Source organism: Albidovulum salinarum (assembly GCF_025673475.1).
Taxonomy (GTDB): Bacteria; Pseudomonadota; Alphaproteobacteria; order Rhodobacterales; family Rhodobacteraceae; genus Albidovulum; species Albidovulum salinarum.
Genome location: NZ_JAOVQO010000002.1, coordinates 91473 through 115225 on the forward strand (window position 1 = coordinate 91473; position 23753 = coordinate 115225).

Genomic DNA, 23753 nt, shown 5'->3' on the forward strand with positions numbered 1-23753 from the left:
TTGACGATGGTCTCTTCAGGTAATGACGTCCGGCCCCGCGCGACCGGTTCGGCTCCGTATTCCGGCGAGCGTCTCCGCAGCCTCCAGAACCGGCGCGAGCGCGGTCTGGACCTCCTCCGAAAGCCCGTCCGGCCCCGCCACATGGCGTTCGAGGTACAGCCGGATCGTCGCGCCCTCGGTCCCGGTTCCGGAGAGCCGCAGCACCACGCGCGAACCGTCGGTGAAGACGATCCGCAACCCCTGCCCCCGCGAGACCGATCCGTCGACCGGATCGGCATAGGCGAAGTCGTCGGCAGCCGCGACGGTGAGGCCCGCGATCTCCTGCCCCGGCAACTCCGGGAGCTTCGCGCGCAGGGTCGCCAGCACCGCTTCGGCAACGTCTGACGGCAGCGCCTCGTAATCGTGCCGGGAGTAGTAGTTCCGGCCGAATCGGCGCCAGTGGCCATTGAGGATTTCTGAAACGCTTTCAGTGCGTTCCGCAAGGATATTCAGCCAAAGAAGAACCGCCCAGAGCCCGTCCTTCTCACGCACGTGATCCGATCCGGCGCCGAAGCTCTCTTCGCCGCAGAGCGTCGCGCGGCCGGAATCGAGGAGGTTGCCGAAGAACTTCCAGCCGGTCGGCGTCTCATGGCAGCCGATGCCGAGCGCGGCGGCGACCCGGTCCACCGCCGCGGAGGTCGGCATCGAGCGGGCGACGCCCTTCAGCCCGTCCCGGTATCCCGGCGCGAGATGGGCATTGGCGGCGAGTACGGCGAACCCGTCCGAGGGCGCGACGTAGATGCCGCGGCCGACGATCATGTGGCGGTCGCCGTCCCCGTCGGAAGCCGCGCCGAGGTCGGGCGCCTCGGGGCCGAACATGCGCTCCATGAGATCATGCGCCCAGGTCGGGTTGGGATCGGGATGCATGCCGCCGAAATCCGGCAGCGGCTCGGCATTGACGACGGTGCCCGGTGCCGCGCCGAGGCGGTTCTCGAGGATCTCGCGGGCGTAGGGACCGGTCACGGCGCACATCGCGTCGAACCGCATCCTGAAGCCGCGCGCGAACATCGCGCGGATCGCGTCGAAGTCGAACAGGTTTTCCATCAGCGCGGCATAGTCGGCGACCGGGTCTATGACGGAAATCTCCATCCCGCCAATCTCTTGCGTGCCGATCCTCGACAAGTTCACATCCGCCGCGTCGGCAATGAAATACTCGTCGATCACCTTCGTCCGGGCGTGGATCGCCTCGGTCATCGCCTCTGGCGCCGGGCCGCCATTGGCGGTGTTGAACTTGACCCCGAAATCCGCCTCCAGCCCGCCGGGATTGTGCGAGGCCGATAGGATGATGCCGCCGTCGGCGTGGTTGAGCCGGATCAGATGCGAGGCCGCGGGCGTCGACAGAAGCGCATATTGGCCGACGATCACCCGCCGCGCGCCATTGGCCGCAGCCATCTTCAGGATCACCTGCGCCGCGCGTTCGTTGAAGTAGCGCCCATCGCCCCCGACAACATAGGTCTTACCCTTCGCGCCGCCGGTCGCGTCGAAGATCGACTGGACGAAGGTTTCGAGATAACCCTCTGACATGAAGACCTTCGTCTTCTTCCTCAATCCCGAGGTTCCGGGCTTCTGCCCGTCCTTCGGACTGCACGTCACACGCATCAATTGCTCCCTCTCGGCCCGGTTCCGGGCCTACATCAGGCTGGTCACCCAGAGGATCGTTGCATCCTCGGCGCTCAGCGAAATCACGTTGTGGCCCATCGTCGCGTCGTAATAGGCGCTGTCGCCACGGCGCAGATCGACGGGTTCGTAGAACTCTGTGTACAGCCGGACGACTCCGGTCAGGACATAGAGGAACTCCTCGCCGTCATGGCGGACCCAGCCGTCGAACTCCTCGATCGCGCGTGCCCGGATACGCGCGGTATAGGGCAGCATCTGCTTGGCCCGCAGCGCGCCGGCGAGCAGCCGGTGCTCGTAGGTCGCGGTGGCGTGGGCCTGGCCCTCGGTTGCCTTGGTCACCGCCATCCGCCCCGAGATCTGCGCCTTCGACGGCGGCGTGAAGAGCTGGGGCACCGTGATCGACAGGCCCTCGGCGAGCTTCTTCAACGCCTCGTAAGTCGGTGACATCTGGCCGTTCTCGATCTTCGAGAGGGTCGAGCGCGCGAGCCCCGCCTGCCCCGCAGCCTGTTCCAGTGTCCAGCCGCGCTCCTTTCTCAGGTCGCGCACTCGCTGGCCGAGGTTGAGCGGCTCGGCCGGCTCGCTCTCGGCGCCGTCCGCACGGGCGATGCGGATCATTCCGGTCGGGTCGATGTCGCTCATCTGATCATTCCAAGAGGGTCACCAGTGCAATAGCGCCATTCCACCCCGGCTTGCAACGGCTGGACGGGCGGCGTAGCGAGGGGCATGCGCTCCGTTACCGATCCTCTGCCCTGGCCCGCCTGCCCCGCGCCGTTCAACCTTGCGCGGCATGTGCTTGCCGCCGCCGGGTCCCGGCCTGACCATGTCGCGCTGCAGATCCTGCGGCCCTCGGGTGCCGAACGTTGGAGCTACGGTCGGCTCGAGGCCGCCGTGCGCGGCGTGGCGACCGGTCTTCTGGAGCGGGGGCTTGTGCCCGGCGACCGGGTGATGCTGCGGCTCGGCAACGGAGTCGCCTTTCCGCTCGCCTTCCTCGGCGCGGTGACTGCGGGGCTGGTGCCGGTGCCGACCGCGGCGGGCCTCACATCCGGCGAGGTGGCCCGGCTCTGTGCCGCGCTCGCGCCGAAGCTGATCGTCGCGGGCGAGGGTATCGCCCTGCCCGATCCCGCCCCCTGCCCGGTCCTGAGCGAAGCCGAGCTCCGCGGCTTCGAGGCGCGCCCGCCCGCCGACTGGGCGCTCGGCGATCCAGACCGGCTCGGCTATGTCGTCTTCACCTCGGGCACCTCCGGCCGTCCGCGGGCCGTCGCCCATGCCCATCGCGCGGTCTGGGCCCGTGGCATGATGGCCGGGGGCTGGACCGGCATAGGCGCAGAGGACCGGCTGATGCATGCCGGGGCGCTGAACTGGACCTACACGCTCGGCACCGGGCTCTTCGATCCCTGGGTGGCCGGTGCCACCGCGCTGGTCGCCGCAGAGGGCGTGGCGACCGAGCAGCTCCCGCTTCTGGCGAAGCGGTTCGACGTCACGGTTTTTGCCGCTGTTCCCGGCGTTTATCGCAAGCTCCTCGCGCAAGGAGGACCGCTCGTCCTGCCCCGGCTCCGGCATGGTCTGTCGGCCGGCGAAAAACTCCCGCTGGCGATTCGCCAGGCCTGGCGCGACGCTACCGGCACCGACCTGCACGAGGCGATGGGAATGTCGGAATGCTCGACCTTCCTCTCATCCAGCCCGCTTCGCCCCGCGCCCGATGGCGCGACCGGCTATCCGCAGCCGGGCCGCAGGATCGCGGTTCTCGGGGGCAACGGTCTTCCCGCCGAACGCGGCGAGGCGGGCATCCTCGCCGTGCATCGCACCGATCCCGGACTGTTCCTTGGCGTGCTCGAAGGCGATACATTTGCCCCTCTCGAGGGCGACTGGTTCCAGACCGGCGACATGGTGACGATGGCCGAAGATGGCGCGATCACCTCGCTGGGCCGCGCCGACGACATGATCAACGCAGGCGGTTTCCGCGTCTCGCCGGCCGAGATCGAAGCCGCGCTGAACAGCCATCCCGGCGTCGGCGCCAGCGCGGCGGTCGAACTCAAGGTCAAGGCCGATGCCAGCGTCATCGCCCTCTTCTACATCGGGGAGGCACCCGAGGCCGAACTGGCGGCGCATGCCGAAGCCTGCCTCGCGCGCTACAAGCAGCCGCGGCTCTATCTTCGCCGCGACGCCTTGCCGGTGACCGCGAACGGCAAGATCAATCGCCGCGCGCTACGTGAGGAATGGAAGGAAACACCATGATCCGGCTCGATATTCTTTCTGACATTGCCTGCCCCTGGTGTTATGTCGGAAAAGCCTATCTCGATCGTGCGCTCGAGGCCCATCCGGAGCATCCGTTCGTCATCGAGTGGCATCCCTACCAGCTCAATCCCGAGATGCCGAAGGAAGGCATGGACCGGCACGCCTACATGGAGGCGAAGTTCGGCGGCCGCGAAGGCGCCGCCCGCGCCGATGCGCCGCTCGTCAGCCACGCCGCCGAGGCCGGAATCGAGCTCAACCTCGACCGGGTGCAGCGGGCACCGAACACGCTCGACGCGCACCGGCTGATCCACTGGGCCGGGTTCGAGGGCCGACAGACGGCGATGGTCTCGGCGTTGTTCCGCGCGCTCTGGCGCGACGGGCGCGATGTCGGCGATGCCGATACGCTGGCCGATATCGCCGGCGAGGTCGGCCTCGACCGGGACATGATGCGCCGTCTCCTCGATGGCGATGGCGATGTGGAGGAGATCCGCGCCCGGATCGAGCATGCCCGCGAGCGCGGCGTGAACGCGGTCCCGACCTTCATCATCGCCGAGCGCCATGTGCTTCAGGGCGCCCAGCCGACCGCGACATGGGGTAAGATCGTCGAGGAACTGTCTGAGCGCATTGCCGAATTGCGCAGGAATAGCGAGACGTGACCACCGCAGCCGACATCGCGCCGGCCCGGCGCCTGCCCCTGCCGGAGTTCGTGGCGCTTCTCGCGATGATGTTCGCGATGACCGCCTTCTCGATCGACGCGATGCTGCCGGCCATGCCGGAGATCGCGGTGGAACTCGCGCCCGCGGCGCCGAACCGGGCGCAACTGATCATCACCAGCTTCGTCTTCGGCATGGGGCTCGGCACCTTCGTGACCGGCCCGCTCTCGGACGCGTTCGGCCGCCGTGTGGTGATCATTGGCGGCGCGTTGCTCTACTGCCTCGGCGCGCTGTTGGCCTGGGCGGTGCCGACGTTGGAACTGGTGCTGGCGGCGCGGATCCTCCAGGGGCTCGGCGTCGCGGGGCCGCGCGTTGCCGGATTGGCGCTGGTCCGAGACCTCTATGCCGGACGCGAGATGGCGCGGCTGATCTCGTTCGTGATGATGGTCTTCGCGCTGGTGCCCGCGGTGGCCCCGCTCTTCGGCTCTTTCATCATCGCGGGATTCGGCTGGCGCGCGATCTTCATGGCCTTCGTTCTCTTCGCGCTGCTCAGCATGTCGTGGTTCGGCCTGCGCCAGGCCGAGACGCTGCCCAGGGAACGGCGCCGTGCCTTCTCTCCCGCCCCGCTCCTCGCCGCGGCGTGCGAGGTGGCGTCCCACCGGCTCGTGATCCTGGTGATGCTGGTTCTGACGCTGGTTTTCGGAAGCCTCTTTGCGACCCTCGCCTCCACCCAGCAGGTCTTCGACCAGAGCTTCGGCCGGGCCGAGAGCTTTCCGAGATGGTTCGCGCTGATCGCCGTGATCGCCGCGAGCGCAAGCCTGCTCAACGCGCGGCTCGTGACGCGGCTCGGAATGCGGCGCCTTGCGACCGCGAGCTTCGCCTTGCAGGCGGTGAATTCCGGGGTCATCGCGGCTGTGTTCGCGCTCGGCCTCGTGCCGGAATGGTTTGGCTTCTGGCTCTATCTCTATTGGACGACAACGGTTTTCTTCATGCTCGGCACGACGATCGGCAACCTGAACGCGCTCGCGCTGGAGCCGATGGGACATATCGCGGGAACGGCCGCCTCGCTGGTCACTGCGCTCGCGACAGTACTCTCGGTGGCGGTCGCAGAGCCTGTCCGGCTCGCCTTCGATGGCACGCCCGTGCCGTTGATGGCCGGCGTCTTCGCCTGCTCCGTTGTGGCGCTGCTGCTGATGCTCCTGTTGCCAAGGTCCGAGGGGTGAGCCGCCGCGGCCGCCGGGGTCAGCCTTGGCGGACCTTCTCGGCAAGCTCGCGGGCGATCGCAAAGACCCCCTTGATCTTGTCGCTGTCCTTGCTCCAGTCGCGCCGGACGATGACCTTGTTGTCCTTGATCTTGGCCATTCCCCGCTCGGCCTGCAGATAATCCACGAGGCCCGCCGGATTGGGGAACTTGTCCATGTGGAACTGCACCGTCGCGCCCTTCGGGCCGGCGTCGAGCCGGCCGATATGCGCCCGCCGGCACATCGCCTTGATCCGCATGACCACGAGCAGCGTGTTGACCTCCTTCGGCACCGGGCCGAAGCGGTCGATGAGCTCGGCGGCGAAGCCTTCGAGTTCCACCTTCGTCGTGAGCGAGGAGAGCCGGCGGTAGAGCCCGAGACGCACGTCAAGATCGGGAACGTAGCTGTCCGGGATCATCACCGGCACACCGAGATTGATCTGCGGCGACCATTGGCCGTCCTCGGCGGTGGGCGTCTCGAGATCGCCGGCCTTGATCCTGGCGATCGTGTCCTCAAGCATCGATTGATAAAGTTCGTAGCCTACCTCGTTGATATGACCGGATTGTTCTTCGCCGAGAATATTGCCGGCGCCGCGCAGGTCGAGGTCCTGCGAGGCAAGGTTGAACCCCGCCCCGAGGCTGTCGAGGCTGCCGAGGAGGCGCAGCCGTTTCTGCGCGTTCGGCGTGAGCGGCAGGCGCGGCTTCGTGGTGAGGTAGCAATAGGCCCGCAGCTTCGACCGCCCCACCCGGCCGCGGATCTGGTAGAGCTGCGACAGGCCGAACATGTCCGCCCGGTGCACGACCATCGTGTTCGCGGTCGGAATGTCGAGCCCGCTCTCGACGATGGTCGTCGCCAGGAGCACGTCGTACTGGCCGTCGTAGAACGCGTTCATCCGCTCGTCGAGTTCGCCCGCCGCCATCTGGCCGTGCGCGATGACATAGCTGACCTCGGGCACATGGGTCTTCAGGAACTCCTCGATCCCGGGCAGGTCCTTGATGCGCGGGACGACGTAGAAGCTCTGGCCGCCACGGTAGCGTTCGCGCAGGAGCGCCTCGCGGATGGTCACGCTGTCAAACTCGCTGACATAGGTGCGGATCGCCAGACGGTCGATCGGCGGAGTGCCGATTATGCTGAGATCCCGGACACCTGTGAGCGAAAGTTGAAGCGTGCGCGGGATCGGGGTCGCGGTCAGGGTGAGGACATGGATCTCCGACCGCATCTCCTTCAGCCGCTCCTTGTGGGTGACACCGAAATGCTGCTCCTCGTCGATGACGAGAAGGCCGAGATTGCGGAACTTCATTCCCTTGGCGAGCACCGCATGGGTGCCGATGACGATATCCACCGTGCCCTCGGCCAGACCCTCGCGCGTCTGCGCCGCGTCGCGGGCGGAAACGAAGCGCGAGAGCGGCCGCACGGTGATCGCGGTGCCCCGGAAGCGGTCCGAGAAGGTCTTGAAATGCTGGCGGGCGAGCAGCGTCGTCGGCGCGATCACCGCGATCTGGACCCCGGACATCGCGGCGATGAAGGCGGCGCGCATCGCCACCTCGGTCTTGCCGAAGCCGACATCGCCGACGACGAGCCGGTCCATCGGGCGGCCCTCGGCGAGATCCCCCGCCACCTCCTCGATGGCGGACAGCTGGTCGTCGGTCTCCTGGTAGGGGAAGCGCGCGGCGAAGGCGTCCCATTCGTGATGCGGCGCCTCGAGGATCGGCGCCTTGCGCAGCAGCCGCTCGGCCGCGACCCGCATCAGCCGCTCGGCGATCTGGCGGATACGCTCCTTGAGCTTCGCCTTCTTCGCCTGCCAGGCACCGCCGCCGAGCTTGTCGAGCAGCCCCTCCTCGTGGCCGTAGCGGCTGAGAAGCTCGATGTTCTCGACCGGCAGGTAGAGCCGGTCGCCGCCGGCATACTCGAGCGCCACACAATCATGCGGCGCGCCGAGCGCGGTGATCGTCTCGAGCCCGGTATAGCGGCCGACGCCGTGGTCGACATGGACCACGAGGTCACCCGGCGAAAGCGATTGAGCTTCGGTCAGGAAGTTCTCGGCCTTCCTGCGCTTTTTCGCGCCGCGGATCAGCCGCTCGCCAAGCACGTCCTGCTCGGAGATCACGGTGAGCCCGCCACCCTCGAACCCGTGTTCGAGCGCCCAGACCGCAAGGAACAGCCCGCCCTTGCCCTCGGGCACGTCGCGAATGTCGCGGGTAAGCGTGGTGCCCAGCACCTCCTCGTCTTCCAGGAGGCCCTTGAGGCGCTCGCGCGCGCCTTCGGAATAGGAGGCGACCACCACCTGTCCATCCGCGCGGCGCGCGTTCAGATGGTCGGCCAGCGCGCTGAAGAGATTGACGTTTTCAAGCTGGCGCTCGGGCGCGAAGTTGCGACCGATCCGGCCGCCGGCGTCAAGGACACCGGGCCCGGTCGCCTGCGGCAGCTCGACGAACTGGATCACCCGGTGACCAGCAATAGCCACCTGCCAGCCGGCATCGTCGAGATACATCAATTCCGGCGCGCAGGGCTTGTAGACGGAATCCAGCCGGTCCTTGCGCCGCATCGCCTCGCGCCGGGTGTCGTATTGATCCTCGATCCCCTCCCAGCGCGAAAGCCGCGCCGGGGTGAGCTGGTCGTCGAGCATCACGCTCGCGCCGGGCAGGTAGTCGAACAAGGTCTCCAGCCGTTCGTGGAAAAATGGAAGCCAATGCTCCATCCCGGCGTGCTTGCGTCCCGCGCTCACCGCCTCGTAAAGCGGATCGTCGGTGCCGGCGGCGCCGAACTCGATGCGGTAGTTCTGCCGGAAGCGGGTGATCGCCGCCTCGTCGAGGATGATCTCGGAGACCGGCGCGAGTTCTACTGCGGTCAGCTTCTCGGTCGTTCGTTGCGTTGCCGGATCGAAGCGTCGGGCGCCGTCGAGCACGTCGCCGAACAGGTCGAGCCGGACCGGGCCGCCCTCGCCCGGCGGGAAGATATCGATGATGCCGCCGCGGACGGCGTAGTCGCCGGGTTCCGTTACGGTCGGGCTTTGCGAGAAGCCCATGCGGACGAGGAAGCCGCGAAGGGCGGCCTCGTCGATCCGCTGGCCGACGCGGGCGGTAAACGAGGCGGCGGCCAACACCTCGCGCGCGGGAAGGCGCTGCGTCGCGGCGCTGAGCGTGGTCAGGAGGATGAACGGCCCCGGCAGGCCCTGCGCAAGTGCCGCGAGCGTCGCCATCCGGGTCGCGGAGACATCGGCATTCGGCGAGACGCGGTCGAAGGGCAGGCAGTCCCAGGCCGGGAAGGTCAGTACCAGTGCGTCGGGCGCGAAGAAGGCGAGCGCGGCCCGCATCGCTTCCATACGCTTGTCGTCGCGCGCGACATGAAGGACGGGCGCGCCCTTCGCCAGCTCACGGGCGAGGAGGCGGGCGTCGAATCCCTCGGGCGCGCCGGAGAGCGTGATATGGGCAGGCGTGGTCATCGCCCTCACCTATCCCGCCCGGCGCAGGAGTCAACCGGGCAGGATCGAGAGGTTCATGTTCTGCAGCATGCCCCAGAACGCGGTGACGAAGATCGAGACGATTCCGATCGCCTGGACCATGATCCGATGCATCGAAAGCCGCCGGCGCAGAACTTCTCCCTGCTCGTCATGCTCCTCGATCCGGGCCGCCGTCGCCAGGCTGAGCAAGCCGACCAGCGACATGGGCAGCGCGATCAGAAAGATCGCCTGGCAGAATTCCACCCGGTAGAGGAAGCCCAGAAGCCCGAGAGTGGTGAGCACGAAGCTGAACATGGCCATCAGGATCACGCCGGCTTCGCGGCCGATATAAAGGATCCGCGTCACATTGACCCGCACGATGTCCTGAAGATCCTGCTCCGCTTTCCCGCCCAATCGGCGTGCGCGCATCACCATGTCGAACGGGATGCCAAGCACCCGGTGCGATGCTGCCGACCAGGTGACCGCCAAAGCGATCCAGTACCAGAGGTTCGAGAACGATCGAAAGTCGATCAGGTCGTGAAGCGTTTGCGTAAAGTCCAAGGCGTTTCCCCGATGCCTGCCGGTTCGATGCTAGCGGCGCGCTGCGGCGGTTTCCACCCTTGAGATATGGTGCGAACCGTGCAACCCGTATTTTCGACCGCAGAGAAGAGACCGCGACATGACCCCGATCCAGGCCCCCTACCCCGCCACCCGATTCCGGCGCCTGCGCCGCACGGCCGCCCTGCGCGATCTCGTGGCCGAAACCCGGCTCGGCGTGAGCGACCTGATCTGGCCTATCTTCGTCACCGACGTTCCCGGCGCCGACGTGGCCGTGCCTTCGATGCCGGGCGTGTCACGGTTGACCGTCGAGGGCGCGGTGCGCGCCGCCGAGGAGGCGGCAAGGCTCGGGATTCAGGCCCTCTGCCTCTTTCCCTACACCGATCCCACGACGAAGACCGAAGCCTGCGAAGAGGCCTGGAACCCCGAGAACCTCTCCAACCGCGCCGTACGCGCGATCAAGGCGGCGGTGCCGGAGCTCGCGGTGATGACCGACGTGGCGCTCGACCCCTACAACGCCAATGGCCACGACGGGCTCGTGCGGGACGGAATCATCCTCAACGACGAAACGGTCGAGGCGCTGGTCAGGATGGCGCTCGCCCAGGCCGAGGCGGGGGCCGACATTATCGGCCCCTCGGACATGATGGACGGACGGATCGGCGCGATGCGTGCCGGGCTAGAGGCGGCGGGTCACAAGGACGTGGCGATCCTGAGCTATGCCGCGAAGTATGCCTCCGCCTTCTACGGCCCGTTCCGCGACGCCGTCGGCGCGTCCGGCGCCCTGAAGGGCGACAAGAAGACCTACCAGATGAACCCGGCGAACCGTGACGAGGCGCTGAGGCTCGTCGCCCGCGACCTGTCTGAAGGGGCGGACATGGTGATGGTCAAGCCGGGGCTTGCCTATCTCGACATCTGCGCCGCGGTGAAGGCCGAGTTCGGCGCGCCGACCTTTGCCTACCAGGTCTCTGGCGAATACGCGATGCTCAAGGGCGCAATCCTGAACGGCTGGGTGAAGGAGGAGGTGATCCTCGAAAGCCTGCTCGCGTTCCGGCGCGCGGGATGCGACGGGATCCTCACCTATTTCGCCCCAGACATCGCGCGTATCCTGCGCGGCTGATCCGGCGAGGTCTCGCGGAGTTGAACGCGTGCTGCGCAAGTCTTGATGACAGGGCGGGCAATCTGCACTATAGATGGTGTTGAAACGGCCAGATAAGGTCGACGTCGGCATTGAGAGCGGAGCAGCGAGATGAGCGGACTTACCCGTCGCGGAGCAATTCTTTATGGCAGCGCCCTGTTGGGGCTTTCGGCTTGCGGCAACGGGGTGGGAGGTTCCGGCGCGGCGCAACTCGACGCGCGGGTCGACGCCACGCGGGATTTCCTGCGCGATCGCTATCCGGGCACGGTCGATCTGACGAACCGGGCCTCCGGTGTGCTCTACATGCCGCTGATGACCGAGGCCGGTCTCTTCTTCGGTGGCGCCTACGGGCAGGGCGCGCTCCGGATCAACGACATCACCGTCGACTACTACTCGGCGACCCAGGCGAGCTGGGGCCTGCAGGTCGGCGCGCAGCAATACGCCCATGCGCTGTTCTTCATGACGCCGCAGGCGCTCGCCGACTTCCGCAGGGCCGACGGCTGGGTTGCCGGCGCGGACGCGAAATATGCCACGCCCGAGGGCGGCGGATCGCTCGGTGCCGACACGACAACGACGACCTCGCCGGTCGTGGCGATGGTCTTCGGCCAGGCGGGCTTTATCGCTGGCGCGACAGTCGAAGGCACGAAGTACACGCGGATCATTCCCTGAAGATTTCGTTCGGCGCGGCGCCGGACGGATCGAAGCGGGGGGCTGTCTGCCCCCCGCGCCCCCCGAGAGTATTTGAGGACAGAAAGTGAGACAGGCCGCGGCCGCTTTCTGTCCTTAAATACTCCGGGGGAATCCCCGCGCAAGCGGGGATGGGGGCAGCGCCCCCTTCCGACGCCGCAGCAGTTCTACGGTCAGTCGAGCTTTCTGAGCCGGGCGATCAGGCTTGACGTGTCCCAGCGGCCGCCGCCCATCTTCTGCACGTCCTTGTAGAACTGGTCGACGAGCGCCGTAACCGGCAGGCTCGCGCCGTTCTCGTCCGCGGTGGCGAGGCAGATGCCGAGATCCTTGCGCATCCAGTCGACCGCGAAGCCGTAGTCGAACTTCCCCTCAGCCATGGTCTTGTGGCGGTTGACCATCTGCCACGATCCGGCTGCGCCCTGGCTGATCACCTCCACGAGTTCCTCGATATCGAGCCCGGCCTTCTCGGCGAAGTGGAGCCCCTCGGAGAGGCCCTGGACGAGACCGGCGATGCAGATCTGGTTGGCCATCTTGGCGAGTTGCCCCGCGCCGGTATCGCCGAGGCGCCGGCAGATCCGGGCATAGGCGGCGATGACCGGCTCGGCGCGCACATAGTCCGCCTCGGGGCCGCCGCACATCACCGAGAGCACGCCGTTCTCCGCCCCGGCCTGACCACCCGAGACCGGCGCGTCGACATAGCCGATCCCGCGTTCGGCCGCGCTCGCCGCCAGTTCGCGGGTGACGGCGGCCGAGACCGTCGTGTGATCGACGAAGACCGCGCCCTTCGACATTCCGGAGAACGCGCCGTCCTCGCCGGTGCAGATCATGCGCAGGTCGTCGTCATTGCCGACGCAGGCCATCACGAAATCGGCGCCCCGGGCCGCCTCCGCCGGCGTCGGGGCCGCGGCGCCGCCATGCCTGGCCACCCAGGCCTCGGCTTTCGCGGGCGTGCGGTTGTAGACCGTGACCTCGTGCCCCCTGGCAGCAAGATGGCCGGCCATCGGAAAGCCCATCACGCCCAAGCCGAGAAATGCCAACCTCGCCATCTCATCCTCCCAAGATCATTGCGGTTCAGCCCGTTCTGCCCTAGTTAACCGCCCTGCCCGTGCCGTCAACCGGTCCCATGGGGCGGCGCCGGCATCGGGCGCGCCGTCTTGTGACCTGATCCGAGCCCCGACCTTCATGGCAACCGTGTTTCGCTGGCTTCTGCGTATCTTCACCGGGCTGGTCGTCCTGGCCGCGGCGGCGTTGGGACTGAGCTACTACTTCGCGTCGCGCTCGCTGCCGGACTATGACGAGGACTTCCGCGTGACCGGTGTCACCGCGTCGGTCGAGATCGTGCGCGACACCGCCAACGTGCCGCATGTCTTCGGGGCAAGCGATTCCGACGTCTTCTTCGCGCTCGGCTTTGTTCACGCGCAGGACCGGCTCTGGCAGATGACCATGTTGCGGCGCACCGCGCAGGGCCGGCTTGCGGAGGTTTTCGGGACCGCGAGCGTCAAGACCGACGAACTGATGCGCCGGCTCGATCTCTACGGCCTCGCTGTTAAGTCGGTCGCGGCGCAGGACGAGACGACGAAGGCGGCGCTGGAGGCCTATGCCAAGGGGGTCAACGCCTGGATCGGCATCGTCAACGAAGAGGCGAAGGGCCGCGGCGCGCCGGAGTTCTTCCTCTTCTCGAACGAGATCCCCTATTGGCAGCCGGCCGATTCCATCGCGATCCTGAAGCTGATGGCGATGCGGGCGACCGGGCAGATCGAGTCCGAGGTCCTCACCGCCCGGCTGTCGCTCCTGTCGCAGGACTGGGCGCGCGACCTGATGCCCGACGTTCCCGGCAAGGGCGTGGCCGCGTTGCCGCCCTATGCGAGCCTGATGCCGGGCGTGAAGCGTTCCTTCGCCGCACTCGAACGCGTCCATAACCCGTTGTCGCCGGTGGCCACGATGCCGTTCGCCGGCGCCTCCAACGCCTGGGCCGCCGCGCCGAACCGCTCGGCCGCCGGCGGCTCGCTTTTGGCCAATGACCCGCATCTCGATCTCAGCGCGCCCTCGCTCTGGTACCTCGCACGCCTCGAACTCGAGACCGGCGGTGTCATCGGGGGCACGATCCCGGGCATTCCCGCCGTCCTCACCGGACGCAATGCCGGGCTTGGCTGGGGGATCAGCACCGCCTGGCTCGACGACCAGGACATCCGGATGGAGGAGCTCAATCCCGCCGATCCGGAACGCTACCGGACCCAGGACGGCTGGAAGCCCTTCGTCAACCGCCGTTCAATCATCGAGGTCAAGGACGCGCCGCCGGTGACCGTGACGCTCCGGTGGAGCGACAACGGCCCGATCATTCCGGGCTCTCACTTCGACCTTGCCTCCGTCACCCCGCCCGGCCATGTCGCGGCGCTGAACTGGACCGCGCTCGATCCGGCAGACAGGTCGATGACCTCGGCGATGAAGTTGATGCACGCCCAATCGGTCGAGGACGGCATCGAGGCGGGCAAGGATTTCGTCGCACCGGCGCAGAATGTGGTCATGGCGGATGCTGAAGGGATCGCGATGGTGATGTTCGGCGCCATGCCCGAGCGCCCTGCTGCGATGCAGGGTCAGGGCCGCCTGCCCGCGCTCGGCTGGAAGCCGGAAAACCGCTGGACCGGACGGATGCCCTATTCGGACAATCCGCGCTTTCTCAATCCCGGGGGCGGGATCGTCGGAAACACCAACAACAAGACAGTCGACCGTCCGTTCCCGAACCATGTCGCCTTTCGCTGGGGCGACACCCAGCGGGTCCAGCGCTGGACCCGGCTGATGCAGGAGCGCGAGGTCCACAGCCGCGAGAGCTTCATCGCGGCCCAGCTCGACACCGTGTCTCCGGCCGCCCGCACCTTGCTGCCCCTCATCGCGGCCGACCTCTGGTTCACCGGCGAGGCCGCGCCCACCGGCACGCAGGAACGTCTCCGGCAGACCGCGCTCGAGGTACTGGCCGAGTGGGACGGCGACATGAACGAACACCTGCCCGAACCGCTGATCTACGCGGCCTGGGTCAGGGCGCTCCAGAACCGGCTGATCCGCGACGAACTCGGACCGCTTGCCGACTCCTTCTCCCATGTCGAGCCGCTGTTCATCGAACGCGTGTACCGCGACATCGACGGCGCCTCGCGCTGGTGCGACGTGATGCAGTCCGCGCCGATCGAGACCTGCGCCGAGGTTGCGAGTCTCGCGCTCGACGACGCGGTTCTCGAACTGTCGGAGCGCTACGGATCGAACGTCGAGAGCTGGCGCTGGGGCGACGCCCACCAGGCGGCGCAGGACCATCCGGTTCTGGGGCGCACGCCGTTCCTCAAGTGGGTCGTGAACATCCGCCAGTCGAAGAGCGGCGGGGACCACACGCTCGACCGCGGGCTCACGGCCGGCAACGGCGACGAGCCGTTTCTCAACGTGAACGGCGCCGGCTACCGCGGGGTCTACGACTTCGCCGATCCCGACAGTTCGGTCTTCATCATCTCGACGGGACAGTCGGGCCATCCCCTGAGCCGCCATTACGACGATCTTAGCGTTCTGTGGCGCCGGGGCGAATATGTACCGATGTCGCTCGACCCCGAACTCGCGCGCGCCGCGGCGACCGGGATCATGGTCCTGACGCCGACCGGTACGCCGTAGCCGCCCATGCCGCGGCGCCAAACCCGGCGGCCTCAGCCGGGCTGGCTGTCCGTGTCCCGGAGCGCCTCGAACGCCGCCTTCTGCCGCGCGCTCCAGCGCACGGTGACGTGGTGACCGTCCTCGCAGTCGGCCTCTGTCACGACGACGCCTTCGCGGTGGAGCCAGGCCCGCGCGCGGCCGGCGGTGAAGGGCAGGACCAGTTCGACCTCGTAGCGCTCGTCATCGAGCGCGGTGGTGATTGCGTCGAGCAATGCCGCAAGCCCCTCCCCGGTAAGCGCCGAGACGGCGTGAACCTCGGGCTTGCGGGCGTCCTGAACCAGGAGTGCCTCGCGCAGCGGTGGGGCCAGCATGTCGATCTTGTTCCAGACCTCGAACATCGGCACCTCTTCCGAGACCCCGAGGCTTTCGAGGATCTCGCCGACATCGGCGGCCTGCTCTTCGGTCTCGGGATGGGCAATGTCGCGCACATGCAGGATCAGGTCGGCTTCCAGCACCTCCTCGAGCGTCGCGCGGAACGCCGCGACGAGCTGTGTCGGCAGGTCCGAGATGAAGCCCACCGTGTCCGACAGGATCACCTTCTTGCCCGATGGCAGCACCACCCCGCGCATGGTCGGGTCGAGCGTGGCGAAGAGCATGTCCTTGGCCAGCACTTCCGCCCCGGTCATGCGGTTGAAGAGCGTCGACTTGCCGGCGTTGGTGTAGCCGACGAGCGCCACGATCGGGAACGGCACCTTGCGCCGTGCCGCGCGGTGCAACTCGCGCGTCTTCACCACCTTTTCGAGCTGGCGGCGGATCTTCACGACCTCTTCGTCGATCGCACGCCGGTCGGCTTCGATCTGGGTCTCGCCGGGGCCGCCGACGAAGCCGAGTCCGCCGCGCTGACGTTCGAGATGGGTCCAGGCGCGCACGAGCCGCGTGCGCTGGTAGTTCAGCGCCGCGAGCTCGACCTGCAGCACGCCCTCGCGGGTCCGCGCCCGGTCGGCGAAGATCTCGAGGATCAGGCCGGTCCGGTCGAGGAGCTTGACCTTCCACTCCTTCTCGAGGTTGCGCTGCTGGACCGGGCTCACCGGACCGTCGACCAGCACAAGATCGACACCGGCCTCGGCGAAGCGAAGGCCCAGTTCCTCGATCTTGCCGGAGCCGAACAGCATTCCGGGATGCACCTTGCCCAGACGCACGACGTCCGCACCGACCACGGCGATATCGGGCAACGCCGCGGCAAGCGCCACCGCCTCGGCAAGCGCATGCTCCGGCAGGCGACGCGTCCGCGCCGTTTTCAGATCTGGATGAAGGACGTAGGCCCGTGTCGGGCGGTCCTTGACAGTCTTGGGATCGATCAGTCTTCGCCCTCGTAAAGGGAGATGGGCTGGCCCGGCATGATGGTCGAGATCGCATGCTTGTAGACAAGCTGCGACTGGCCATCGCGGCGCAGCAGCACGCAGAAGTTATCGAACCAGGTGATCACCCCCTGCAGCTTCACCCCGTTGATCAGGAAGATCGTGACCGGAACCTTCGCCTTGCGGACATGGTTAAGAAAGGCATCTTGTAAATTTTGCTTGTCGGCAGCCATGTTTATTGTCGCCTTGTTGTTTTCTTCGCGAGTCGCTTCCGCCCCTCGGCGCTGCACCGGGGGCTTGAGGCGAGTATGCTCAAGATTTCGGGAGTTTCCACCGAAAAAATAATGTTGTTCCGGCGTGAACGATCGCCCGAACGTTAGCCACGCCAGAAGTCGGGGTTGAGCAGCGCGATGATCGCCAGCGTCTCGAGCCGCCCCAGCACCATCGCCGCCGCCGCGACTGCGCGCGCGGCCGCGTCGAGCTCGGCCCAGCGGAGCGCGAACTCGCCCGCTACCGTGGCCAGCGGACCGGTGGTCGAGAGCGCGGCCACCGCGAAGGTGGTGGAGGCCTGGAAATCGAGACCGGTCAGCGCCAGCGCCAGCATCGTGATCGCGATCGACAGCGCGAAGAGCATGAAGAAGATCCACGCCATCTGCGCGCCCTGGCGGCGCAGTTTGCGGGCCTGGACCCCGGCGCCGCCGATCGAGCTCGGATGGACCAGCCGTTCGATCTCGCGCTCGCCGTGGCGGTAGAGCGCATAGACCCGCAAGAGCTTCACGCCGCCCGCCGTGGTCGCGACGCCTCCGCCGATCACCGAGAGACCGACGAGAATGAGGCCCGGCGTCGCCAGTCCCGACCAGGTGCGCGCCTCGGCCCAGTCGCCGGATTCGAACCCGGTCGTGGTCATGAACGACAGGACGGTGAAGACGCCGCCCCAGAGCGCGCGCAGCGCGGCGACGGTGTCGGCCACCTCGTCGACCTCGAACGCGCCGACCCAGTGGCGCAGGAACAGAAGCGCCGGCACCACCGTCAGCAGGAGAAGCGCCATGCGCAGCTCGGGGTCGTCGATCAGGCTGCTCGCGTTTCGCATTGTGCGCCCCGACGGATAGAACCGCCGCGACAGGCCGAACACGAGGAACGGGAAGATAACGAACTCGCCCGCCACGCCCGAGCCTGTGCCTCCCATTCCCCCGACCGGCGAGATCCCCGAGGTCGAGAGGGTGGACATCGCGTGGCAGGCCGCGACGAGCGCGGTGTCGCCCGCGAGGATCAGGCCGATCCAGAGCACGAGCGTCGATCCGCCGTAGACCGGCAGGAGCGTGAGCGTGTAGCGCACCAGCCGCTCGGACGCCGTCGCGCCACGCGCGACCTGCCCGCCCGAGACCGCGCCCTGCCCGGCTGTCGCGCCGGTCAGAACCTCGAACCCGCCGAGGTTCATCGGCGCCAGGATCGCCACCGCCGTCACGAGGACGAAGAAGCCGCCCATCCAGCCGACGAGCGCGCGCCACAGGTGCACCGTCGGCGGCAGGCTTTCGGGATAGAAGAGCGTCGCCCCGGTCGTGGTGAGCGACGAGACCATCTCCCACCAGGCGTCGTAGAGGCTGACGGCGGGAACCGACTCGGCCATGGGCACGGCGAGCATCACCGGCAGCACCGTGAAGGTCCCGAGCAGCGTGAGCAGCTGGCCGCGCGCAGGCTGCGAAGGGCGGTTCGCGGCGGTCGCGATCCCGAGCACCGCCGCGAGCAGCAGGAACAGCGTGCCGGAATAGAGAAAGGCGCGCGACACCGGGTAGTTGCGGGTGGCGAAGCCATGAATCGCCGGCACATACATCGCGAGCGCCCCGATCCCGATCAGGATCACCATGAAGGGAAGATCGAGGATGCGGCGCATGGCTCAGAAGAAGTCGATCGAGACCTGCAGCAGGCGCTCGACCTCGGGCACGTCGCCGGACATGCAGAAGAGTGCCACGACATCGCCCTCGTCGATGCGGGTGTCGCCCGTCGGCTTCACGACCTTGTCGCCCTTCATCAGCGCGCCGACCAGCACGCCCTCCGGGAACTCGATCTCGCGCACGAGCCGTCCGGCGATGGGCGAGGTCGAGAGGACCTGCGCCTCGATCACCTCGGCCTCGGCATCGCCGATCGAATAGATTGCCCGCACCCGTCCGTGGCGGATATGGCGCAGGATCGACGACACGGTCGTGGCGCGCGGGTTGATATAGGCGTCGATGTCGAGCGCCCCCATCAGGGGGACCAGCGTCGGGTCGTTGATCAGCGCGATCGCCATCTTGCAGCCGGCCTGCTTGGCGCGCACGGCAGCGAGGATGTTGGTCTTGTCGTCGTCGGTGACCGCGAGCACGGCGTCGGCGCGGTCGACATTGGCCTCGGCGAGAAGCTCCATGTTCATGCCGTCGCCGTTCAGCACGATCGTGCGTTCGAGCGCGTCGGCCGCGCGTTCGGCGCTCTCGCGGTTCTTCTCGATCATCTTGGCACGGATTCGGTCGGTGCGCGCCTCGAGCGCGCGTGCCACCGCAAGGCCGACGTTGCCGCCGCCGATGATCACCACACGCTCTTGCTTCTTCGTCGCCTTGCCGAAGATGTCGAGCGTGCGATTGACGTCCTCGACATGCGAGAAGGCGTAGATCTGGTCGCCCGCATAGAGCTGGTCGTCGGGCTCGGGCGCGAAGAGCCTGCCGTCGCGGCGGATGCCGACGACAATGGCGCGGAGCGTCGAAAAGAGGTCGGTGAGTTGGCGCAGGGGCGTGTTCAGCACCGGGCAGTCTTCGTCGAGGGCAACGCCGAGAAGCTGCGCCTTACCGTTCATGAAGCTCTCGGTGTCGAAGGTCGATGGCGCGGCGAGACGCTGCAGCGCCGCCTCGGCCACCTCGCGTTCAGGGCTGATCACCACGTCGATCGGCAGGTGGTCGCGGCGATAGAGGTCGGAATAGATCGCGTCCATGTAGGACTGGGCGCGGAGCCGCGCGATCTTGCGGGTAATGCCGAAGACCGAATGGGCGACCTGGCAGGTGACCATGTTCACCTCGTCCGAATAGGTCGCGGCGATGATCATGTCGGCATCGCGCGCGCCCGCGCGCTCAAGCACGTCCGGATAGGAGGCGAAGCCCGCCACGCCCTGCACGTCGAGCGCCTCGGTCGCGCGGCGCACCAGCTCGGCGTTCATGTCGACGACGGTGACGTCGTTCCTCTCTCCCGAGAGGTGGCGCGCGATCTGCCAGCCGACCTGGCCCGCGCCACAGATGATCACCTTCATGCCCGATCTCCCGTACGAGGCCGACGCTCTTGATAGGCGCGCGCCCGCAGGCGGTCAACGGCGCAAGCAAGCACCGATCTCAGACCAGTCACGGCTGTTGCGCTGGCACCGTGTCGAGATCGCGCTCAGACATCTTCCTCCTCGAACTGGGCGACCCGCGCGCCGGTTTTCGAACTGGTCACGACGCCGAGCGACTTCAGCTTGCGGTGGAGCGCCGAACGTTCCATGCCGACGAAGGTCGCAGTGCGGCTGATATTGCCGCCGAAGCGGTTGATCTGGGTCAGAAGGTACTCCCGCTCGAAAAGCTCGCGCGCCTCGCGCAGCGGCAGCGTCGCGAGCCCGCCGGACAGGAGAATCCGCCCGTCCTCGCCGCCCGCATCGTTCTGGCTGGGCAGTTCGCGCGCGTCGATCGGACCGCTCGCCTCGCCGAGGATCAGAACCCGTTCGATGACGTTTCGAAGCTGGCGGATGTTGCCGGGCCAGGCCATCGTCTGCATCAGCGCGTCGGCCTCTTCGCTCAGGTCCCGAAGCGGCAGGCCCTGGCCCTTGTTGAAGGTCTCGACGAAGTGGCGCGCAAGCTCGGGTATATCCTCGCGCCGCTCCTCCAGCGTCGGTACGGCAATCGGTACCACGTTCAGCCGGTCGAAAAGCTCCTGGCGGAACCGGCCCGCGGCGATCTCGCTCGGGAGATTGCGGGTGGTTGACGAGATCACCCGCAGATCGACGCGCACTTTGTCGGCGCCGCCGACGCGGGTGAACTGCTGCTCGGTCAGGACGCGGAGGATCTTCGACTGGGTGCCGAGCGGCATGTCGGCCACCTCGTCGAAATAGACGACGCCGCCATGCGCCTGCTCGAGAAGGCCCTTCTCCACGCCGCGTTCCGGCGTTTCCCGGCCGAACAGGACCTCTTCCATCCGCTCGGGCTCGATCGAGGCGGAGGAGACGGTGACGAACGGCCCGCTCGCCCGGTTGGAATTGACGTGGATGTAGCGCGCGGCCACCTCCTTGCCGGACCCCGGCTGGCCGGTCAGCATCACCCGGCCGTTCGACTTCGTGACCTTGTCGAGTTGGCCCTTCAGCACCCGGAACGCCGGCGAGTTGCCGATCATCTCGGAGGAGCTGACGTCACGCCGCCGCAGCGAGGCGTTTTCGCGCCTGAGCCGCGAGGTTTCCATCGCGCGGGTGATGACCACGGTGAGCTGGTCGATGTTGAAGGGCTTCTCGATGAAGTCGTAGGCGCCCTGCTTGATCGCGGCGACCGCGATCTCGATGTTGCCGTGGCCCGATATGATGATGATCGGCACATCGGGATTGTCGCGCTTCACGGTCTTGAGGATGTCGATCCCGTCCATCCGGCTGTCCTTGAGCCAGATGTCGAGGATCATGAGCGCAGGCGGCTCGTTGTTGATCTCGGCCATGCACTCGTCCGAGTTGGCCGCGAGCCGTGTCGTAAAGCCTTCGTCCTTCAGGATATCCGAGATCAGTTCCCGGATGTCGCGTTCGTCGTCGACAATCAGAATGTCATTCACTGTCCACCTCCGGCGGCTTCCATCGCCTTCTCCTTCTGTGTCCGGCCGGATCGTGCGCGCGGCAGGCGAATCTCGGCCAAAGCGCCACGCCGGGCGCCGTCCTGGAACGGGTCGGCGTCGCTCAGCGTCAGCGTGCCGCCGTGTTCCTCGATGATTTTCTTGACGATCGGCAGTCCGAGCCCGGTGCCCTTCTCGCGGGTCGTCACATAGGGCTCGAACAGCCTTGCACGGTCCTCGGGTAACCCGATCCCGTTGTCGGCGATGCGGATCGTGACGAGATCCTCGTTCGCTGTCATGCTCACTCGCACCTCCGGCGCATACCCTTCTGTTGCGCCAGTTTCCATATAGCTTTCAACCGCCTCGCCGGCGTTCTTTATAAGGTTCGTCACCGCCTGCGAGATCATGGTCGCGTCCAGTTCGACCACCACCGGTTCTCCCGGCAGGTCGGCCACTAGCGCCGCCCCGTGCAGGGAGCCCTCCTGCAGGGTCACGGCATCGCGCATCAGCTTCGACAGGTCGTGATCGCGCCGGTCGGGTTCCGGCATGCGGGCGAATTTCGAGAACTCGTCGACGATGCGCCTGAGATCGCCGGTCTGGCGAACGATGACGTCGGTCATCTGGCCGAGCGCCTCGGCCTGGTCGCCGACGAGACTTGTGAACTTGCGCTTGATCCGCTCCGCCGAAAGCTGGATCGGGGTCAGCGGGTTCTTGATCTCGTGCGCGATGCGGCGCGCGACATCGCCCCAGGCGGCCATGCGCTGAGCCGAGACGAGCTCGGTCACGTCATCGAAGGCGACGACGTAGCCCTCGAGCCGCCCGTCCGAGTTGCGCCGGATCGCCATCCGCACGAGCAGGCTTTCCAGCCGCCCGCCCCGGCTGATCTTGATCTCCTCCTGCGCCACTTCGCCGATCCCCTCGCGGAGCCGGTCGAAGAGCGCCGCGAATTCGGGCACGGCGTCCGCAAGGGCGCGGTCGTGGTCGCTGGCCTCGTCGAGTTGAAGCAAGCGGGTGGCGGCGCGGTTGAGGAAGTCGACCTTCCCCTCGGCGTCGAGGCCGATGACGCCGGACGTAACAGACGACAGCACCGAGTCAAATAGCCGCCGGCGCCGTTCTGTGACGCGGTGACTGTCGATCAGCGCCTGGCGCTGGGTGTTGAGCTGGCGGGTCATCTGGTTGAAGACGCGGCCGAGCATGGCGATCTCGTCGTCGCCCTCCTCCTCGACCACCTGCACCTCGAGATCGCCGGCCCCGACGCGTTGCGCTGCACCCGCGAGCCGCCCGACCGGGCGTGACAGCCGCTCGGCGAACCACAATCCCATCCAGATCGCCGCAAGCACGAGGATCAGCGCGAAGCCGATGTAGACGAGGCCGAATTCGAACACGACGCGGCCGCGCGAGGCTTCGAGCTGCTTGTAGAGGTCCACGGTCGCGCGGGTTTCGTCGAGCAGGCTGAGGATCTGGCCCTTCACGTCGCGGCTGACGTAGAGGAACCGGTCCGCGAAGGCGGGCAGCGCGACCAGCGCGCGGAACTCGTTGTTCGACCAGTCCTCGATCAGCACCGTCTCGCCTTCGCGGGCGCGTTCGATCTGATCCGCTCGGGGTTTCTCAAAATCGAAGAGATAGCTGCGTTCGCCGCGCGCCTTGAGTTCGCCGCCGCCGTCGATCACATAGGCCTCGCGCAGCCCGCGCTGGATCTGGGTCTGGCCCTGGGTCAAAAGCTGGCGCAGGTCGCTGTCGGAAAGCAGGAACGTCTCGCGGCGGGCGGCGTTGAGATATCCGCCGAGCGCCTCGGCATCGGCGATCAGGTCGCGCCGGTGTTCTTCCTGGTAGGCCTCCGCAGCGGAAAGCGAGGTGCCGACCACGCCGCGCACCCGGTCCGAGAACCAGCCTTCGAGGCCGATGTTCACCGTGAGCCCGGCAAAGACCGCGACGAGGATCGTCGGCACCAGCGCGATGCCCGCGAAGACCCCCGTCAGCCGCAGGTGCAGCCGCGAGCCGGCCGATTTCGCCCGCCGCGCCGCGATCATCCGCGCGAGCCGCGAAAGCACCATGCCGCCGAGCGCGAGGAAATAGACGAGATCGGCGAGCAGGATCAGCCGCAGGGCGTTCGAATCGGCGCCCTGTCCGAACGGTCCGAGGCCGATGAACGTCGTCAGCGCGAGAAGCGGGCCGAGAATGACGAGCCCGAGCGTCACATAGTTCTGGAAACGCCGCTGCTTGCGCAGACGTGTCAGCCTGTCCGTCGAGAAACTGCGCGCTAAGCCCTGCACGAGCTCGCCCCTGTATATTGGGCCGCCTCAGCGGCCATCGCCGATATCTCGTGGTCCTTGCGCCGCTTGCCACCGGCGGGCCACGTTGTGTTGC

17 protein-coding genes are annotated in these 23753 nt (G+C 67.3%); 6 read left to right on the forward strand and 11 right to left on the reverse strand.

What is annotated here, in order from left to right:
• Positions 1–15: 15 nt before the first annotated feature.
• Together OEZ60_RS02485 and OEZ60_RS02490 are read right to left on the reverse strand one after the other, a co-directional pair.
• Positions 16–1638 (reverse strand): alpha-D-glucose phosphate-specific phosphoglucomutase, encoded by a 1623-nt coding sequence (locus tag OEZ60_RS02485; RefSeq protein WP_263332887.1) that lies wholly within the window; start codon positions 1636–1638, stop codon positions 16–18.
• A 30-nt stretch (positions 1639–1668) separates the two neighbouring features.
• Positions 1669–2295 (reverse strand): helix-turn-helix domain-containing protein, encoded by a 627-nt coding sequence (locus tag OEZ60_RS02490; RefSeq protein ID WP_263332889.1) that lies wholly within the window; start codon positions 2293–2295, stop codon positions 1669–1671.
• Between the two features lie 84 nt (positions 2296–2379).
• Here OEZ60_RS02490 and OEZ60_RS02495 point away from each other — a divergent pair, with 84 nt between their 5' ends.
• From OEZ60_RS02495 to OEZ60_RS02505, 3 genes are read left to right on the forward strand one after another with little or no spacing between them, the layout of a single operon-like run.
• On the forward strand, positions 2380–3891 hold the full coding sequence (locus tag OEZ60_RS02495) for a class I adenylate-forming enzyme family protein (RefSeq protein ID WP_263332891.1): 1512 nt from the start codon (positions 2380–2382) through the stop codon (positions 3889–3891).
• Positions 3888–4547, forward strand: coding sequence for a DsbA family oxidoreductase (locus OEZ60_RS02500; RefSeq protein ID WP_263332893.1), 660 nt, complete (start codon positions 3888–3890; stop codon positions 4545–4547). The genes OEZ60_RS02495 and OEZ60_RS02500 overlap by 4 nt, the downstream gene beginning before the upstream one ends.
• On the forward strand, positions 4544–5767 hold the full coding sequence (locus tag OEZ60_RS02505) for a multidrug effflux MFS transporter (protein ID WP_263332895.1): 1224 nt from the start codon (positions 4544–4546) through the stop codon (positions 5765–5767). Before OEZ60_RS02500 ends, OEZ60_RS02505 begins: the two co-directional genes overlap by 4 nt.
• 19 nt (positions 5768–5786) lie before the next feature.
• Here OEZ60_RS02505 and mfd read toward each other — a convergent pair whose 3' ends face one another.
• Together mfd and OEZ60_RS02515 are read right to left on the reverse strand one after the other, a co-directional pair.
• Positions 5787–9227: a transcription-repair coupling factor gene (gene mfd / locus OEZ60_RS02510; protein ID WP_263332897.1), complete on the reverse strand. Its 3441-nt coding sequence runs from the start codon at positions 9225–9227 to the stop codon at positions 5787–5789.
• 30 nt (positions 9228–9257) lie between these two features.
• A complete protein-coding gene (locus tag OEZ60_RS02515; protein ID WP_263332899.1) occupies positions 9258–9785 on the reverse strand; it encodes a component of SufBCD complex in 528 nt (175 codons plus the stop codon).
• Positions 9786–9903: 118 nt separating this feature from the next.
• On the opposite strand from OEZ60_RS02515, the gene hemB reads away from it, so the two are divergent.
• A complete protein-coding gene (gene hemB / locus OEZ60_RS02520; protein ID WP_263332900.1) occupies positions 9904–10899 on the forward strand; it encodes a porphobilinogen synthase in 996 nt (331 codons plus the stop codon).
• 129 nt (positions 10900–11028) lie between these two features.
• Positions 11029–11586, forward strand: a complete 558-nt coding sequence (locus tag OEZ60_RS02525) for a lipid-binding SYLF domain-containing protein (protein ID WP_263332902.1) — start codon at positions 11029–11031, stop codon at positions 11584–11586.
• A gap of 191 nt (positions 11587–11777) precedes the next feature.
• On the opposite strand, the gene OEZ60_RS02530 is transcribed toward OEZ60_RS02525, so the two are convergent.
• Positions 11778–12650 (reverse strand): NAD(P)-dependent oxidoreductase, encoded by an 873-nt coding sequence (locus OEZ60_RS02530; RefSeq protein WP_263332904.1) that lies wholly within the window; start codon positions 12648–12650, stop codon positions 11778–11780.
• Between the two features lie 136 nt (positions 12651–12786).
• Here OEZ60_RS02530 and OEZ60_RS02535 point away from each other — a divergent pair, with 136 nt between their 5' ends.
• On the forward strand, positions 12787–15252 hold the full coding sequence (locus tag OEZ60_RS02535) for a penicillin acylase family protein (RefSeq protein WP_263332905.1): 2466 nt from the start codon (positions 12787–12789) through the stop codon (positions 15250–15252).
• 32 nt (positions 15253–15284) lie between these two features.
• Here OEZ60_RS02535 and hflX read toward each other — a convergent pair whose 3' ends face one another.
• From hflX to OEZ60_RS02565, 6 genes are all read right to left on the reverse strand, one after another.
• Positions 15285–16592, reverse strand: coding sequence for a GTPase HflX (gene hflX / locus OEZ60_RS02540; RefSeq protein ID WP_263333247.1), 1308 nt, complete (start codon positions 16590–16592; stop codon positions 15285–15287).
• Positions 16589–16822 (reverse strand): RNA chaperone Hfq, encoded by a 234-nt coding sequence (hfq, locus tag OEZ60_RS02545; RefSeq protein ID WP_105512925.1) that lies wholly within the window; start codon positions 16820–16822, stop codon positions 16589–16591. Before hfq ends, hflX begins: the two co-directional genes overlap by 4 nt.
• Positions 16823–16965: 143 nt before the next feature.
• Positions 16966–18480 (reverse strand): TrkH family potassium uptake protein, encoded by a 1515-nt coding sequence (locus OEZ60_RS02550; protein ID WP_263332909.1) that lies wholly within the window; start codon positions 18478–18480, stop codon positions 16966–16968.
• A gap of 3 nt (positions 18481–18483) precedes the next feature.
• Entirely contained in the window at positions 18484–19860 is a 1377-nt protein-coding gene (gene trkA, locus OEZ60_RS02555; protein WP_263332911.1) for a Trk system potassium transporter TrkA, read from the reverse strand.
• Between the two features lie 125 nt (positions 19861–19985).
• Positions 19986–21389, reverse strand: coding sequence for a nitrogen assimilation response regulator NtrX (gene ntrX / locus OEZ60_RS02560; RefSeq protein WP_263332913.1), 1404 nt, complete (start codon positions 21387–21389; stop codon positions 19986–19988).
• The gene (locus tag OEZ60_RS02565; protein WP_263332915.1) at positions 21386–23659 is read right to left on the reverse strand and encodes a sensor histidine kinase NtrY-like; all 2274 of its coding nucleotides are present in this window, start codon (positions 23657–23659) and stop codon (positions 21386–21388) included. Before OEZ60_RS02565 ends, ntrX begins: the two co-directional genes overlap by 4 nt.
• Positions 23660–23753: the final 94 nt, after the last annotated feature.

What these genes read in the sequence shown, in the direction of transcription:
- mfd (WP_263332897.1), bottom strand. Translation starts at nt 9,227, where the DNA reads ATGACCACGCCTGCCCATATCACGCTCTCCGGCGCGCCCGAGGGATTC.
- OEZ60_RS02550 (WP_263332909.1), bottom strand. Translation starts at nt 18,480, where the DNA reads ATGCGCCGCATCCTCGATCTTCCCTTCATGGTGATCCTGATCGGGATC.
- hfq (WP_105512925.1), bottom strand. Translation starts at nt 16,822, where the DNA reads ATGGCTGCCGACAAGCAAAATTTACAAGATGCCTTTCTTAACCATGTC.
- OEZ60_RS02495 (WP_263332891.1), top strand. Translation starts at nt 2,380, where the DNA reads ATGCGCTCCGTTACCGATCCTCTGCCCTGGCCCGCCTGCCCCGCGCCG.
- OEZ60_RS02500 (WP_263332893.1), top strand. Translation starts at nt 3,888, where the DNA reads ATGATCCGGCTCGATATTCTTTCTGACATTGCCTGCCCCTGGTGTTAT.
- OEZ60_RS02490 (WP_263332889.1), bottom strand. Translation starts at nt 2,295, where the DNA reads ATGAGCGACATCGACCCGACCGGAATGATCCGCATCGCCCGTGCGGAC.
- hemB (WP_263332900.1), top strand. Translation starts at nt 9,904, where the DNA reads ATGACCCCGATCCAGGCCCCCTACCCCGCCACCCGATTCCGGCGCCTG.
- OEZ60_RS02530 (WP_263332904.1), bottom strand. Translation starts at nt 12,650, where the DNA reads ATGGCGAGGTTGGCATTTCTCGGCTTGGGCGTGATGGGCTTTCCGATG.
- OEZ60_RS02535 (WP_263332905.1), top strand. Translation starts at nt 12,787, where the DNA reads ATGGCAACCGTGTTTCGCTGGCTTCTGCGTATCTTCACCGGGCTGGTC.
- OEZ60_RS02485 (WP_263332887.1), bottom strand. Translation starts at nt 1,638, where the DNA reads ATGCGTGTGACGTGCAGTCCGAAGGACGGGCAGAAGCCCGGAACCTCG.
- trkA (WP_263332911.1), bottom strand. Translation starts at nt 19,860, where the DNA reads ATGAAGGTGATCATCTGTGGCGCGGGCCAGGTCGGCTGGCAGATCGCG.
- OEZ60_RS02525 (WP_263332902.1), top strand. Translation starts at nt 11,029, where the DNA reads ATGAGCGGACTTACCCGTCGCGGAGCAATTCTTTATGGCAGCGCCCTG.